The following is a 12,880-nucleotide window of genomic DNA, read 5'->3' as shown; positions in this document are numbered from 1 at the left end:
GCAGCTGCTTTCCCAGCGAGGATAGTCTGCCACCTCACGTTTCCGGCAAGGACTCAAGAGCGATGATATCGAGTAGGAAAATCCGAATTGTTGCCACCGCAGGCGAGCACATCGAGAGCTTTCATGCTGCTCTCGATCTCGTTGCCCGGGAGCGGCGATATCTGACGATGCTCGAAGCGTTTCCGCTGGCGGAAACCCGTGAGCATGTGATGGACATGATCGCCCGGGGAAACCCGCATGTGGTGGCGGTGGCCGGAAACCGCGTGCTGGGATGGTGTGATATCACCCGTCATTTCTTTCCTGCACACGCCCATCGCGGCAGCCTCGCCATGGGGATCGTGCCGGAGTTTCGCGGCCAGGGGCTGGGACGATTGCTGATCGATGCCGCGCTGGCGAATGCCCGTCAGCTCGGTTTGATCCGCGTCGAATTATCGGTGCATGCCGATAACAGCCGGGCAATCGCTCTCTACGAGAAGGTCGGGTTCGCACCCGAGGGCGTGCTCAGGCGCGCGGTTTGTATCGACGGCCGCTTCGTGGATAGCGTCAGCATGGCAATCATGCTGGATACGACAGCTTCCCGTTGACCGCTGTCAGCGCGTCGGCCCCTAAAGCAGGTCGCCCGGCTGGTTGTCCGCAATTTCGTGAAACTTTCCGTCCGTTGTCTGCGTATCACTCCGGTCGGCGCGATGCAGTTCCCTGGCCGGCATTCACATCGGTCGTACGAGTACGGCAGAGGTTATGATGGCGGAGCCTAAATGCCTTCAGATGGACCCTTGAGAGACAGTGCTTTTTTCGAGCAAGGCGCGGCATTGCTGGCCGCGCTTGCCGATCGCGACCGGCTGCTGATCCTCAGGATCCTGCTGACGCGCGATCTGTCGCTCAACTCCCTTGCACTGATAACGGGGATCGGCGCTATTGCTTGTTCCAAGCATCTCGGCGCACTTCGCGGTGCGGGTCTGGTGGCCTGCATCAGGCGGGCGGATACGGATTATTTTTCCTGCCGCTCTGACCATGTGAGGAAAGTGCTGGAAACGCTCGACGACATCCTGCCGGGTGCTTCCGCCGAGCGCCCACCGGAATGCGGAGGTTCGGGCGCGGCTTGAGAGGCTGTCGAAAGCCGCGCTCCTAGACGTTGCCGTCGTGTCTTTAGGAACGATGCCGGATTTCGTGAATTGACAAATCGGCGTTTCGAGCGGAGCAGGAGAAGTAAGTCTCCCATAGCAGTCTCCGTGCCGACCTGTAGCAGGCGGCCGGTGTTCCCGAGGACATCCGATGGACAGCGATCAACCTGCCGGGGGTAGCGTTCTGCGCAACCCTGCCTATCTCTCCTTTGTCGCGTCCAGGGTCTGTTCGCAACTTTCCTTCCAGGCGGTGACCGTTGCACTTGGCTGGATGATCTACGACCAGACCCACAGTGCCTATGCCCTCGGGCTTGTCGGCTTCTGCCAGTTCCTGCCGATGGTCATCCTCACCTTCGTCGTCGGCCATGTTGCCGACCGCTTCGACAGGCGTCGCATCGGTCTTGCCTGCCAGATCGTCGAGGCCGTCACGGCCGTGGTGCTTGCCATCGCCGTCTTGCGTGATTGGCTCGGGCCCGCCGGCATCCTAGCCGCCGTTGCTGTGCTGGGGGCCGTGCAGGCCTTCGAGCGGCCGACGATGGCAGCGCTTCTGCCGAATATCGTGCCCGCGCCGCTGTTGCAGAAAGCCATCGCCACCTCGACGTCGATGATGCAGACGGCGCTGATCATCGGCCCGTCGGTCGGCGGCCTGCTCTACGGCCTCGACGCGGTGGCGCCTTTCATCATGGCGTCGGTGCTGTTTGCCGTCGCCAGCTTCAACGTCATCTCCATCCGCATGGCTCGCCGGGCGCCAGTGGCCCGCGCACCGGTCACGCTGAGTTCGGTGTTTGCCGGCGTCGCCTTCATCCGTAGCAGGCCGATCATGCTCGGCACCATCTCGCTCGACCTTTTCGCCGTGCTGCTCGGCGGGGCAACGGCGCTGCTGCCGATCTTCGCCCATGACATCCTCAGAGCCGGCCCCTGGGGACTTGGCCTGCTCCGGGCGGCACCGGCCGTTGGCGCGCTTGCCATGTCGATCGTGCTGGCGCGCCGGCCGATGCAGAGCGGCGTCGGCAAGACGATGCTGCTTGCCGTTGCCATTTTCGGGGTTGCCACCATCGTTTTTTCGCTGTCGAGCAACATCGCGCTTTCCGTGCTGGCGCTGCTGGTGGTCGGCGCGTCCGATACGGTCAGCGTCGTCGTACGCAGTTCGCTGGTGCAACTGCTGACGCCGGATTCGATGCGCGGCCGCGTCAACGCAGTGAATTCCCTGTTCATCGGCACGTCGAACCAGCTGGGTGAATTCGAGTCGGGTATGCTGGCCGGGGCCCTCGGGCCGGTGGCGACAGGCGTCATCGGCGGTATCGGCACGATCGTTGTGGTGCTGGCGTGGATGAGGCTGTTCCCGGCGCTCGCCAAGGTGGAGACTTTGAATGGCTGAGGCAGTAACCCTCGAGGCATTTGCGCAGCGGCATTTCGAGGCACTGATTGGCTGGTTTGCTACCGAGGTCGAATTGATCCAGTGGGCGGGTCCGACGCTGGTATTTCCGCTCGATATCACCCAGTGCGAGGCGATGCTGGCCGAGACGCAAGGCGAAGCGCCCGAGCGGCTGATCTGGACGGCACGGGCGCTGGATGGCCGCATCATCGGTCATGTGCAACTGGCGCTGGATCATCGCAATGGCGTTGGCCGCCCGGCCCGCGTCGGCATAGCGCCTGAAGACCGTGGCCGTGGTTTTGGCCTGTCCATGCTTTCGGCAGTCGTTGCACATGCCTTTGCCGTCGAAGGCATGGAGCGGCTGGAACTGAACGTCTACACGTTCAACAGCGCCGCAATCCGCACCTATGAAAAGCTCGGTTTCGTACATGAAGGCGTGCGTCGCTCTTGCGCCCGTGTCGGCGATGAAAGATGGGATATGGCGATGATGGGGCTTTTGAAGTCCGAATACCGCGCGATATCCAGCCAGCCTTGAATGTGATCGCTTTCCCGATGTTTACTTGCCCCTGATGCGGGCGAGAACGCCATCGAGCGCTTCGGTCAGGGCCTTCGCACCGCCTCTGGCTGTAAAATCGGAAAAGACCTGCTCGTTGAGGCCGCCCTTGGTCGAGAATTCATCGCGCAGCACGTCGAAATCCGGTGCTTGCGGCCGGGCGGCGGTATCGGCGAGGCTGGCAAACAGCGGCGCAAGGTAGCTCTTCGCCTGGTCGTAGGGCATCCCCTGCGCTTCCAGCCAGCGGCCGCCGATCTCAAGAATGCCGAAGAAGGTTCCCATCAGGGCGCTGGCTGAGCCGAGAAGCTGGTATTCCTCCTCGGTCCTTGCCTCGACGGTCGATCCCAGCGCGTTGAAAAAGGCGGCGACGTCTTCGTCCGGCGGAAAGATGGCTGTCACGCCCTTCCGCTCGGCGACGAAGGGCAGCGGGATCGCCCGGGTCAGCCGGAGGTTCATACCGATCCACTCGGAAAGGGCTGTCTGGTCCGTCGCGGCGATCAGGCTGACGACGTGCTGGTCGGCGCGGAATGTCAAAGCCCGCACCACAGTCTCGGCGATCTGCGGCCGGATGGCGAGAAACACTATGTCGGCGCCATCGACCACCGCCTGGTTGTCTTTGGCGACACGGACGAGGGGAGAGGCGGCAGCGAGCCTGGCTGCGACGTCGGCATTGCGCGGCGACACGAGGATGGATGCGATGGCGAGATCTGCACCGAGCGTGCCGGTGACGATCGCTTCGGCAATGGCGCCGGTCCCGACAAATCCCAATCGCATGCACAACTCCCTTGCTCTTTCCGCCATCTATCGCCGGTTCGCCTCAGAGGGCAATGTTGCGAGGGCGTCATTGACGCTCTGCCCACGCGGATAACGCGATTTGACGACGTTTTTGGCCAAGGCAGCACTGCCCATTTGCGGAATTCCCCGTTATTGTCCCGTGAATCATTGGCGGGCGGCAGGGTCGATCGCTGCGTTACAAGGTGGATGGAATGGACACGACTTCAAAGATGGCCGATATCAAGATCGATTTTCACCCGTCGCCGGTCTCCGACGCCGACCGTGCCCTGGCGCTGTCGACCCCAGGTTTCGGCAAGGTATTCACCGACCATATGGTGCTGGCTCGCTGGACCACGGAAAAGGGCTGGCACGACGCCAAGGTGACCGCCCGCCAGCCGTTGTCGATCGACCCGGCCAGCGCCGTGCTGCATTATGCGCAGGAAATCTTCGAGGGGATGAAGGCCTACAAGACTGCAGATGGCCGCATCCTGCTGTTCCGTCCGGAAGAAAATGCACGACGCTTCTCCGACAGTGCCATCCGCATGGCAATGCCGCCAGTGCCTGAGGACCTGTTCATCAAGGCTGTCGAGACGCTGGTGCGGGTCGACAAGGCGTGGATCCCGTCGGGCGACGCCAGCCTCTATCTTCGCCCCTTCATGTTCGCCAACGAAGCCTTTCTCGGCGTCCGCCCGGCGCATGACTATATCTTCTGCATCATCGCCTCGCCGGTCGGCTCCTATTTCAAGGGCGGTAGCAAGGCCGTGTCGGTCTGGGTCGAAAAGCACTATACGCGCGCTGCAAACGGCGGCACGGGTGCCGCCAAGTGCGGCGGCAACTATGCGGCCAGCCTTGTGGCGCAATCCGAGGCAGCCAAGCAAGGCTGCGACCAGGTGGTGTTCCTCGATGCCGCAGAGCATCGCTGGATCGAGGAACTCGGCGGCATGAACGTGTTCTTCGTCATGAAGGACGGCAGCATGGTGACCCCGCCGCTCGGCGGGACGATCCTGCCCGGCATCACCCGCAAATCGGTGATCGCGCTGGCTGAGGCCACGGGTCTGCGCGTCGAGGAGAAGCGCTACTCGTTCGAGGAGTTTCAGGCGGATGCGGCGAGCGGCAAGCTCCGCGAAGCCTTTGCCTGTGGCACCGCAGCTGTGCTGGCCGGTATCGGCCTGATCAAGCACTCGGACGGCCAGTTTACTATTGGCGATGGCGAAACCGGGCCGCTGACGGCGGAATTGCGCACTGCGCTGGTCGGCATGCAGCAGGGCGCCACCAACGATCCGCATGGCTGGACGCACGCCGTCGAGGCCTGACCTTTAGCACGGCCGGTCCGGAAAGGCCGGCCCGCGCTGCCTGCACGACCGGACGTGGTCCGCGTCGGCGGCCAGCAACCTTTCGGGCGCGATGCTTTGAGCGGCTTGAAAAATCCAGCACGGCTTTCGCCTGTTTTTGCATATATGCCTGCTCTTAGCCTTTTTAACCCGCTACATTGAGCCGATTGATTCGGAGCGGTCGTCGCAGGCGACCGTTCCGACGCGCACCAGGATAGCAAAGCCCACCGCGCCGTGGGCACGGGAGACGACACATGGCCATCATCACAAAGCCCGACATTGCCGAGATGCGGCCTAAAATCACCGTCATCGGCGTCGGTGGCGGCGGCGGTAATGCCATCAACAACATGATTGCCGAAGGCCTGAGCGGCGCCGAATTTGTCGTCGCCAACACCGACGCGCAGGCTTTGACCATGTCGAAGGCAACCCGTCTCATCCAACTCGGTGCGCAGGTTACCGAAGGTCTCGGCGCCGGTTCGCTGCCGGAAATCGGCCGCGCCGCTGCGGAAGAATCGATCGACGAGATCATGGACCATCTGCAGGGCACGCACATGTGCTTCGTCACCGCCGGCATGGGCGGTGGCACCGGCACGGGAGCAGCTCCGGTGATCGCCGCTGCAGCCCGTGCTGCCGGTATCCTGACCGTTGCCGTCGTAACGAAGCCCTTCACCTTCGAAGGCAAGCGCCGCATGGAAGCTGCCGAAGAGGGTATCGAGCGGCTGCGCGAGGCGGCCGATACCGTCATCGTCATTCCTAACCAGAACCTCTTTCGCATTGCCGATGCCAAGACCACCTTCGCCGATGCCTTCGTCATCGCCGACCGCGTGCTCTATTCCGGTGTCGGCTGCATCACCGATCTTATCGTCAAGGAAGGCCTGATCAACCTCGATTTCGCCGACGTTAAATCCGTCATGCAGGGCATGGGCCGGGCTATGATGGGCACGGGCGAGGCTTCGGGCGAGGGCCGTGCGATGAAGGCGGCCGAAGCGGCAATTGCCAATCCGCTGCTCGACGACGTATCGCTGAAGGGCGCCAAGGGCGTGCTTGTGTCGATCTCCGGCGGCATGGATATGACATTGTTCGAAGTCGACGAAGCCGCTACCCGCATTCGCGATGAAGTCTACGAAGATGCCGATATCGTCGTCGGTGCGATTTTCGACCGCAATCTCGATGGCGCCTTCCGTGTCTCCGTTGTTGCCACCGGCCTCGACCGCAGCCAGACCAACAGCGAAATGGCAGCCAGTGCCGTCGCCGAGGCGCAGCGACGCACTCTTCAATAGTCTAAGCTTTTTACCGAACAAGCGCCGGCCAATACGATTCACCCAGGATCGCGTTGCCCGGCGCAACTGTATCCGGGAGGCGGATTTTCCTTCCTTTTTCTTATCGGAAGGCTCGGTCGATCTCCACTTGCCAACAGCTCCGCGCCGCTATATCTTAAGATATGTTTTTTGTAGTATCTTACGTAAGGTAAATGCGATGCGAGATCATCATGGACGAGACGGACGTGGCAGGGGCGGGCATGGTCGTTTCGAGGGTGGGTTTGCCGCCAGCGGCGCCTTTCGGGCAGGCCGCAAGCTCAGTTCGGGCGATCTGCAGCTGCTGATTTTGGCGCTGCTGGCCCGACAGCCTGCCCATGGCTACGAGCTGATAAAGACGATCGAGGAGATCTCCGGCGGCTTCTATACGCCGAGCCCTGGGATGATCTATCCGGCGCTCACCTATCTCGACGAGATCGGTCATGCGGTTTGCGAGGCCGAGGGCAACAAAAAGCTGTTTCGCATCACCGAGACCGGTCTTTCCGCGCTGTCGGCGGACAGGGCCGGCGCCGACCGCATTCTCGACGATCTCGCCCATATCGGTTCCAAGATGGATGCGGTGCGCGACGTGATGGAGGGGCGCGGTCCACAAGCGGGGCAGGATCCGGAGGCTCATGGCCACGAGGCGCTTGAAGTGGCCCGGCTGGCGATCAAGACGGCGCTGTTCCACAAGCGCGGCTGTTCCACCGACGAGGCGAGCCGGCTGGCAGACATCCTCCGCCGCGCCGTCGCCGAAATCAATCGCGGCTAGAGACCGCCTCCACCACAGGAGATTTCATGACCGAAAAACACGCCATCGGCCGGGTTCGCCACGAACTGCGCCGCCGCCTTCTGACCGTCAGGTCAACCGAGCGCCTGACGCCCAACATGCTGCGCATCACGCTGGGAGGCGAGGATCTCGCCGGCTTCGTCAGCGCCGGATATGACGACCATGTCAAACTTTGCTTTCCCAAACCCGGCGAGGAGCTACCGGTTTGGCCGGCAATCGGACCGGATGCGACACCGCTGGCAGAGGGCGTCGTCGCGTCTCCGGTGCGTGACTTCACGCCGCGCCGATACGATGCCGAAAGGCAGGAACTGACGATAGACTTTGCCGTGCACGAAGCCGGTCCGGCCAGCGACTGGGCCGTCAACGCGGTGCCGGGAAGCCGGCTGGGGGTCGGCGGTCCACGCGGCTCCTTCCTCGTCACCGACGATTTCGACTGGTACCTGCTGGTCGGCGACGAGACGGCGCTGCCAGCCATCGGCCGGCGCTTGGAAGAACTGCGCACTGGCGCGCGCGCCATCGTCATCGCCGCCGTGACGGGCCCAGCCGAAGAGCAAGCCTTTGCCAGCAGCGCGGACCTCGACATCAGATGGCTTCACCGGCCGCTGACGGCTGCAAGCGACACAGCCGCGTGGCTCGCCGCGCTTTCCGACCTGACCCTGCCTGATGGCGACGGCTATGTGTGGATTGCCGGAGAGACCGACGTTGCCAAGGCCTTGCGCAAGGTGCTGGTGGAGCAACGCGGTGTGCCGCGCGGCTGGATAAAGTCGGCCGGCTACTGGCGCCATGGCAGCGCGGGCTTTCACGAAAGCCACGGCGACTGAACGGCGGGTACGCCACCGCACGTGCCGGGCTTGCCGCCCTGACAAGGCCGCCGGCTGGTCAATAGCCGGCCGGCGGTCTCGCTGCACTTGACTTTGTCGCCGCCGCGACCGACCTGACGAGAAACCGTGCGCGAGGGAGTTTTCATGCCGCAGACCGTTCTCAAGCTGTCGACCCATGGCCAGGGGCTCTACGAATTTACGGATGCGGCGGCGGCGTTCGTGCGTCGCAGCGGTGCGCAGGAAGGGCTGCTCACCGTCTTCGTGCGCCATACCTCGGCCTCGCTGATCATCCAGGAAAATGCCGATGACGACGTCAAGACCGATCTCGATGCCTTCTTCCGCCGCCTCGTGCCGCCATCCTCGGATCCGTCCATGCGCTGGGTGATCCACACTGCCGAGGGCGCCGACGATATGCCGGCCCATATCAAGGCGGCGCTGACGCAGACGTCCATCGGCATTCCCGTCAACAACGGTCGGCTGCTGCTCGGCACCTGGCAGGGGATCTACCTTTTTGAGCACAGGGACCGGCCGCATCAGCGCGAGGTGATACTGCATCTCGGCGCATAAGCCTCTGAAACGGCCGCTGAATATGAAGTGAACGGGCCGTTGGCTTGTCGTTCAACCTTGCTCCACTAGGTTTGACCCCATGCCCGTTCCGTCGGGTATTGAACTACAGGAAATGGAGTGAATGCGATGAACCTGTTTGCGAAACTCGGAACCACCGGCCTGATTGCTTTAAGCGCAGTGTCGGTCATGGCACCCTCGGTCTCTGCTGCCGGTCTTTCGTCCAAGGTGGAGACGGTCCGCTACGAACATCATGGCCGCGATATCTGCTCGCCGCTGATGGCTGTGCGCAAGGCGCGTGCCTCCGGGATCCGCCGCGCCGAGATCGCCAAGATCACGCCGCGCCGCGTCGTGGTTGTCGGCCGTAGCCACCATGGCATGGAACGGATGGTGTTTGCCAACCAGTCCGATTGCCCCGTGATGCGCCGATAGGGCGGCGTGGTTTCCGCACCGCGCCGCGATATTTGATCTGGCGTCTCGCGCGACTTGCTTTTAACTGGAAGATGCCTTTGGCTGATTCCGAACCGTTTGCGGTTCCAGCCGTTGAACCAGCGCCGATTTGCGTGGGAGGCGCGGTTGGCGCTGATCGTATTTCCGCTCCATGGAGGATGACATGAAACTTATTCTGGCCAAAGCCGCCCTGACGGCGGCGCTGATTGCCGGCGCCTTTTCCGGCACGGTGACCTCTGCCTCCGCGCAGAACCTCGACATCTATGTCGGTCCCGGATATCACCGTGCGCCGCCGCCGGATTATTACGGCCGTCCGCCAATGCCGCCACCCGGCTTCCGTGGTCGCGGCTGCGACCCGCGCCAGGCAGAAGGCATCGCCCGCGATTACGGCCTGCGCCGCGCCCGCGTCGTCGACGTCACGCCGCGCCGGGTCGTCGTGAACGGTTTCAGCCGCCGTGGTCCTGATACCATCATGTTCGCCAACGTCCGCGGCTGCCCGATGATGGGCCGCTGAAGTTTCGAGTAGCCAACCGAAAAAGCCGCCCCGGTTTCTTGGACCCGGGGCGGCTTACTTTTGAAGCGTTGCTGTGAGCTCTGCGGCCCGGTCTATGGCTCCAGCGCGTAGGTCACATTGACAGTGACGTTATAGCTGTTCTCACCGCCGGCGACCGGCACTGCCGTGTCCGAAGCCGCTTTGAGCATGACCGGGCGCATCATCGGCTGGGGTGCCGCGCGCACGGCATTTTCCGTGATCTCGATGACGCGGCCGACCTTGACTCCGGCGGCTTCGGCGAGCGTCTTTGCCTTGGCGGCGGCATTGGCCATGGCGTCCTTGCGGGCGGCCTCGATTGCCGCATCCGGCTTGTCGTTGACGAACTGGATGTCGCCGCCCTGGTTGATGCCGAGGCCGACGGCCTGGTCGATGAGGCCGCCCAGCTTGCCGAGATCGCGCACCCGCACCGTCAGGCCGTTCGTCACCTGGTAGCCGACCAGTTCCGGCTGTTGCTGCTGGCCGTCCTTTGCAGGCGGATAATTATACTGCGGCTGGATGGCAAAGCCGGAGGTCTGCAGGTCGCGCTCGGCGATACCGCCGTTCTTCAGGGTCGCCAGCACCGCGCCCATGGCCTTGTTATCCTGGTCGAGCGCATCCTGGGCGGTCTTCGATTGCTTGACGACCGACAGCGTGACGACCGCCATGTCGGGCGCGACAGCCGCCTGGCCTTCGCCGGAAACGCTGATCAGCGCCTGGCGAAGCTCGCCCGCTGCAAAGGCCGTCGCGCTGGTGAGCGTCAGCAGGGCAAGGCCGGCAAAGGCGCTGCAGGCAAGTCTGGCTGGCTGGGGCAGGGTCATAGGTTTCCTCCGTTGTTCTTCTGGAATACCCTTGTGTCGATTGATTGTGTAGCCAATGCGGCAATCCCTTGTCGTGACACAAGTTTTGGGCTAGAGGCAAGACATACCGGAGGACCATTGCTCCGGTATATTGCGCAGAGCGCAAGGTAGGGCCTGTAGCTCAATGGTTAGAGCCGGCGGCTCATAACCGCTTGGTTGGGGGTTCGAGTCCTCCCGGGCCCACCATTTTCTAATAACAAGAAGATATTGAATAAGGTGTGGGCTACTATTGGTTAGGAGGCTACATTTTGGGCTACAAAATCCAATTCTCGATGTTTGATTTTGTGGCGCGTGAAGGAGCGAGCGCGGTTAGCCGAGAGTAAATGACGTGGCTTGGTACGGACGCTCAGAATTTTCGAATCAGCCATTGCTCTCCCAGTTGCTCAATCGGCGGCCTTACCTACGAAGAGGGATTTCGGAAACGCTCACCTTCGCTGCGGCTTCTAAGACCCCGAGCTCCTCTAATTGGCAAATGAACGCCTGCCTCATGAGAGCCGAGTGGTCAGCTGGACCGATGATTATTCGATCAATCAACTGCGAGAGGTCGGACCCAGTGATGCCGAACCTCGCGTTGTTTTTCAGCGGAAGTTTGCAGACGAATTGAGGACACCCTGCGATTACTTCAAGCTCCCGCTCGATGACGACCGAGATGTTAATACCTTCAGTATAGATAAGCCGCCATTCCCGCTCCTCTTCAAAGCCGGGGTGTTTTATCGCGAGCACAGCTAACCTGAGCAGGTTTTTCAATACGGAAATCAGAATGTCGCGTGGAATAGTTTGGAGAAAGCTCAAGTTTGCTATCACTGAGCGCGAAATTTCTGCAATTTGACCAATTGCTTTGTCGGGCGTCAAATAGGCCACGGGAGTTGATTGAATTCCGAGGCCGCTATTCCAGTTTTCGGTCAAGGTCGAATTCCGGAAAACCAATGCCACATTTCCGTACGCGCGCCACATCGACAGCCGACCTAACCGATCTTCGCCATCCTCATGTTCAGCGACACAGGCGATGAATGAGTTCTTCTGGATTTCAGGAAAGTCTCCATAAAAGCCGTTAACGCTCTCGGCATACAACTCATCTGAAATTGAGTTGATCGCGTTGGCGAACCCTTTGCCTGCTCCAGAATTTAATGCGGCATCTACGCAAAACTTCCCCCATTCAATTTCTGAGAAGTCGTTCATCGCCATCGCATTTCGCAACCACATTTGCTTGTTTTTCAGTATGCTGAAAGCGGTGGCGGCATTTGTATAATGTACAAAACGCTTGCCACCTAAACCCTGAATCTGAGAGTTGGCGTACGGGTGGAATATACTGTTGAGCCGACTCATTTCTTGCGCTTTTATTTCGTTGATCATTTTTGCCTCGATATTGCGTCTTTCGCTCAGCAGAATAGTGACAAAAAATGAAATACACTGGTTTAATTTAGCTGACAGCTTGGTGCTTCCGAAACTCAGCATCCCAGTTAATCTTAGCGGATACCATGCGCCGACGCTCGGAGCGAATCTCGCGTGCGAAATGCGCTACATTGGGCGTCGGCATGCCGAAGCGCTCGCTGAGCGCGGAATATTCATATCCTGTATCGAACAGCATTAAGGACGTGCTTTTCTGCTGCTTGGTCAGGCGAGTCTTGGCCTTTTTCATTCCCGCCATGCGGTTCTCCTTGGATAGATAGGCCCGCCAAGACAGCGCGACATGGCGGGCCGTCTTGCTGCGCTTGCGGGACGCGGTGTCTGTGTCCGACCCCGAGACATAGATAACAGTTTGTCCCTAAGACACAGGTGACAACGTCCTGCCGAACGGGTTGTCGATGGTTTGCCACATGCTTGTTGCCAGATTAGACTTTCCGAGACTGGTCACCGCCATCAGCAAGGTTGGTCCCACTGTCGTGGACAGGGCGGTGTCGATCTGAAGCCCGGCCGACAGCAAAAGACCGTGGCCGCCATCCAGTTTGGAATTCGGCTCGGACACATCCCGAGGCGCGGTCTGTTGGCGCTTCTGGTGGATCGCCCGCCAGGCAGGGGCTCTGACCGGTTTCACACTATATGACGTGTATCGCGCCTCTCCGACCCGGTCGCAATGTTTCAATGCATGTTCGCCTATTGACGCGGGTACTTTTCCCCACAATAGGATCGGGGCGGAAAAACATAGTAATCGCCAGACAGACGGCGACCGGAGTGATCGTGAGCGAACCAACCGTAGCAGACGCAACAAACCGCGTTTATGAATCGCTTCAGGCGAACAATGCCGACATCGACGTACATATTGCGGATCTGAAGGCAGCGTTGACGCGAGCGGGCCTGAAAGAGGCCGTATTCGACCCTTCACGGCTCGTGCAGAACAATCGTTCAGGCAGGAAGCTGATGCAGGCCTACTTTCGCCAGCGCGGCGTCACGGTAAAATTCTCGGCGTCGTAAAGCCC

17 protein-coding genes and 1 tRNA gene are annotated in these 12,880 nt (G+C 61.1%); 13 read left to right on the top strand and 5 right to left on the bottom strand.

All coding sequences use genetic code 11. The features are described 5' to 3' along the window. The first annotated feature begins 62 nt into the window (after nucleotides 1-62). The 4 genes from PR017_RS09745 (at nucleotide 63) to PR017_RS09730 (ending at nucleotide 3,031) form a co-directional block, all read left to right on the top strand. A complete protein-coding gene (locus tag PR017_RS09745; protein ID WP_111222757.1) occupies nucleotides 63-584 on the top strand; it encodes a GNAT family N-acetyltransferase in 522 nt (173 codons plus the stop codon). A gap of 171 nt (nucleotides 585-755) precedes the next feature. Continuing rightward, nucleotides 756-1,103 (top strand): helix-turn-helix domain-containing protein, encoded by a 348-nt coding sequence (locus tag PR017_RS09740; RefSeq protein WP_111222758.1) that lies wholly within the window; start codon nucleotides 756-758, stop codon nucleotides 1,101-1,103. Nucleotides 1,104-1,272: 169 nt separating this feature from the next. Beyond that, complete coding sequence (locus PR017_RS09735; protein ID WP_111222759.1) at nucleotides 1,273-2,499, top strand: MFS transporter; 1,227 nt, start codon at nucleotides 1,273-1,275, stop codon at nucleotides 2,497-2,499. Further along, nucleotides 2,492-3,031, top strand: coding sequence for a GNAT family N-acetyltransferase (locus tag PR017_RS09730; protein ID WP_111222760.1), 540 nt, complete (start codon nucleotides 2,492-2,494; stop codon nucleotides 3,029-3,031). The genes PR017_RS09735 and PR017_RS09730 overlap by 8 nt, the downstream gene beginning before the upstream one ends. 21 nt (nucleotides 3,032-3,052) lie before the next feature. On the opposite strand, the gene PR017_RS09725 is transcribed toward PR017_RS09730, so the two are convergent. Continuing rightward, the gene (locus PR017_RS09725; protein ID WP_111222761.1) at nucleotides 3,053-3,823 is read right to left on the bottom strand and encodes a pyrroline-5-carboxylate reductase; all 771 of its coding nucleotides are present in this window, start codon (nucleotides 3,821-3,823) and stop codon (nucleotides 3,053-3,055) included. Nucleotides 3,824-4,035: 212 nt separating this feature from the next. On the opposite strand from PR017_RS09725, the gene PR017_RS09720 reads away from it, so the two are divergent. From PR017_RS09720 to PR017_RS09690, 7 genes are all read left to right on the top strand, one after another. Beyond that, a complete protein-coding gene (locus PR017_RS09720; protein WP_111222762.1) occupies nucleotides 4,036-5,136 on the top strand; it encodes a branched-chain amino acid aminotransferase in 1,101 nt (366 codons plus the stop codon). A gap of 272 nt (nucleotides 5,137-5,408) precedes the next feature. Next, the gene (gene ftsZ, locus PR017_RS09715) at nucleotides 5,409-6,434 is read left to right on the top strand and encodes a cell division protein FtsZ (RefSeq protein WP_111222763.1); all 1,026 of its coding nucleotides are present in this window, start codon (nucleotides 5,409-5,411) and stop codon (nucleotides 6,432-6,434) included. A 196-nt stretch (nucleotides 6,435-6,630) separates the two neighbouring features. Then, nucleotides 6,631-7,221, top strand: coding sequence for a PadR family transcriptional regulator (locus PR017_RS09710; protein WP_111222764.1), 591 nt, complete (start codon nucleotides 6,631-6,633; stop codon nucleotides 7,219-7,221). A gap of 26 nt (nucleotides 7,222-7,247) precedes the next feature. Further along, the gene (locus PR017_RS09705) at nucleotides 7,248-8,060 is read left to right on the top strand and encodes a siderophore-interacting protein (RefSeq protein ID WP_111222765.1); all 813 of its coding nucleotides are present in this window, start codon (nucleotides 7,248-7,250) and stop codon (nucleotides 8,058-8,060) included. 144 nt (nucleotides 8,061-8,204) lie between these two features. Further along, nucleotides 8,205-8,627 carry a secondary thiamine-phosphate synthase enzyme YjbQ gene (locus tag PR017_RS09700; RefSeq protein WP_111222766.1) on the top strand — a complete coding sequence of 141 codons (423 nt, stop codon included), beginning with the start codon at nucleotides 8,205-8,207 and terminating at the stop codon, nucleotides 8,625-8,627. 126 nt (nucleotides 8,628-8,753) lie between these two features. Then, on the top strand, nucleotides 8,754-9,056 hold the full coding sequence (locus PR017_RS09695; protein WP_111222767.1) for a hypothetical protein: 303 nt from the start codon (nucleotides 8,754-8,756) through the stop codon (nucleotides 9,054-9,056). Nucleotides 9,057-9,237: 181 nt separating this feature from the next. Continuing rightward, nucleotides 9,238-9,588, top strand: coding sequence for a hypothetical protein (locus PR017_RS09690; RefSeq protein ID WP_111222768.1), 351 nt, complete (start codon nucleotides 9,238-9,240; stop codon nucleotides 9,586-9,588). Nucleotides 9,589-9,680: 92 nt separating this feature from the next. On the opposite strand, the gene PR017_RS09685 is transcribed toward PR017_RS09690, so the two are convergent. Then, the gene (locus tag PR017_RS09685; RefSeq protein ID WP_111222769.1) at nucleotides 9,681-10,424 is read right to left on the bottom strand and encodes an SIMPL domain-containing protein; all 744 of its coding nucleotides are present in this window, start codon (nucleotides 10,422-10,424) and stop codon (nucleotides 9,681-9,683) included. Nucleotides 10,425-10,573: 149 nt separating this feature from the next. Between PR017_RS09685 and PR017_RS09680 the strand changes: the two genes are divergently transcribed. Further along, a tRNA-Ile gene (locus PR017_RS09680) sits at nucleotides 10,574-10,649 on the top strand. A 210-nt stretch (nucleotides 10,650-10,859) separates the two neighbouring features. Here PR017_RS09680 and PR017_RS09675 read toward each other — a convergent pair. The 3 genes from PR017_RS09675 to PR017_RS09665 all read right to left on the bottom strand — a co-directional run bounded on the left by PR017_RS09675 (nucleotide 10,860) and on the right by PR017_RS09665 (nucleotide 12,498). Then, nucleotides 10,860-11,918: a DUF2971 domain-containing protein gene (locus PR017_RS09675; protein WP_111222770.1), complete on the bottom strand. Its 1,059-nt coding sequence runs from the start codon at nucleotides 11,916-11,918 to the stop codon at nucleotides 10,860-10,862. Then, a complete protein-coding gene (locus PR017_RS09670) occupies nucleotides 11,884-12,111 on the bottom strand; it encodes a hypothetical protein (protein ID WP_111222771.1) in 228 nt (75 codons plus the stop codon). Before PR017_RS09670 ends, PR017_RS09675 begins: the two co-directional genes overlap by 35 nt. A gap of 117 nt (nucleotides 12,112-12,228) precedes the next feature. Then, a complete protein-coding gene (locus PR017_RS09665; protein ID WP_133255667.1) occupies nucleotides 12,229-12,498 on the bottom strand; it encodes a hypothetical protein in 270 nt (89 codons plus the stop codon). Nucleotides 12,499-12,638: 140 nt separating this feature from the next. Here PR017_RS09665 and PR017_RS09660 point away from each other — a divergent pair, with 140 nt between their 5' ends. Further along, on the top strand, nucleotides 12,639-12,875 hold the full coding sequence (locus tag PR017_RS09660) for a hypothetical protein (RefSeq protein WP_111223012.1): 237 nt from the start codon (nucleotides 12,639-12,641) through the stop codon (nucleotides 12,873-12,875). Nucleotides 12,876-12,880 lie beyond the last annotated feature (5 nt).

This window comes from Rhizobium tumorigenes (genome assembly GCF_003240565.2).
Taxonomy (GTDB): domain Bacteria; phylum Pseudomonadota; class Alphaproteobacteria; order Rhizobiales; family Rhizobiaceae; genus Rhizobium; species Rhizobium tumorigenes.
Note: the sequence above shows the minus strand (reverse complement) of the source record. Positions and strands in the feature narration are given on the sequence as shown.

Excerpts from the sequence above, each read along its gene's own strand:
- PR017_RS09745 (WP_111222757.1), top strand. The coding sequence starts at position 63 with ATGATATCGAGTAGGAAAATCCGAATTGTTGCCACCGCAGGCGAGCAC.
- PR017_RS09740 (WP_111222758.1), top strand. The coding sequence starts at position 756 with ATGCCTTCAGATGGACCCTTGAGAGACAGTGCTTTTTTCGAGCAAGGC.
- PR017_RS09735 (WP_111222759.1), top strand. The coding sequence starts at position 1,273 with ATGGACAGCGATCAACCTGCCGGGGGTAGCGTTCTGCGCAACCCTGCC.
- PR017_RS09730 (WP_111222760.1), top strand. The coding sequence starts at position 2,492 with ATGGCTGAGGCAGTAACCCTCGAGGCATTTGCGCAGCGGCATTTCGAG.
- PR017_RS09725 (WP_111222761.1), bottom strand. The coding sequence starts at position 3,823 with ATGCGATTGGGATTTGTCGGGACCGGCGCCATTGCCGAAGCGATCGTC.
- PR017_RS09720 (WP_111222762.1), top strand. The coding sequence starts at position 4,036 with ATGGACACGACTTCAAAGATGGCCGATATCAAGATCGATTTTCACCCG.
- ftsZ (WP_111222763.1), top strand. The coding sequence starts at position 5,409 with ATGGCCATCATCACAAAGCCCGACATTGCCGAGATGCGGCCTAAAATC.
- PR017_RS09710 (WP_111222764.1), top strand. The coding sequence starts at position 6,631 with ATGCGAGATCATCATGGACGAGACGGACGTGGCAGGGGCGGGCATGGT.
- PR017_RS09705 (WP_111222765.1), top strand. The coding sequence starts at position 7,248 with ATGACCGAAAAACACGCCATCGGCCGGGTTCGCCACGAACTGCGCCGC.
- PR017_RS09700 (WP_111222766.1), top strand. The coding sequence starts at position 8,205 with ATGCCGCAGACCGTTCTCAAGCTGTCGACCCATGGCCAGGGGCTCTAC.
- PR017_RS09695 (WP_111222767.1), top strand. The coding sequence starts at position 8,754 with ATGAACCTGTTTGCGAAACTCGGAACCACCGGCCTGATTGCTTTAAGC.
- PR017_RS09690 (WP_111222768.1), top strand. The coding sequence starts at position 9,238 with ATGAAACTTATTCTGGCCAAAGCCGCCCTGACGGCGGCGCTGATTGCC.
- PR017_RS09685 (WP_111222769.1), bottom strand. The coding sequence starts at position 10,424 with ATGACCCTGCCCCAGCCAGCCAGACTTGCCTGCAGCGCCTTTGCCGGC.
- PR017_RS09675 (WP_111222770.1), bottom strand. The coding sequence starts at position 11,918 with ATGCTGAGTTTCGGAAGCACCAAGCTGTCAGCTAAATTAAACCAGTGT.
- PR017_RS09670 (WP_111222771.1), bottom strand. The coding sequence starts at position 12,111 with ATGGCGGGAATGAAAAAGGCCAAGACTCGCCTGACCAAGCAGCAGAAA.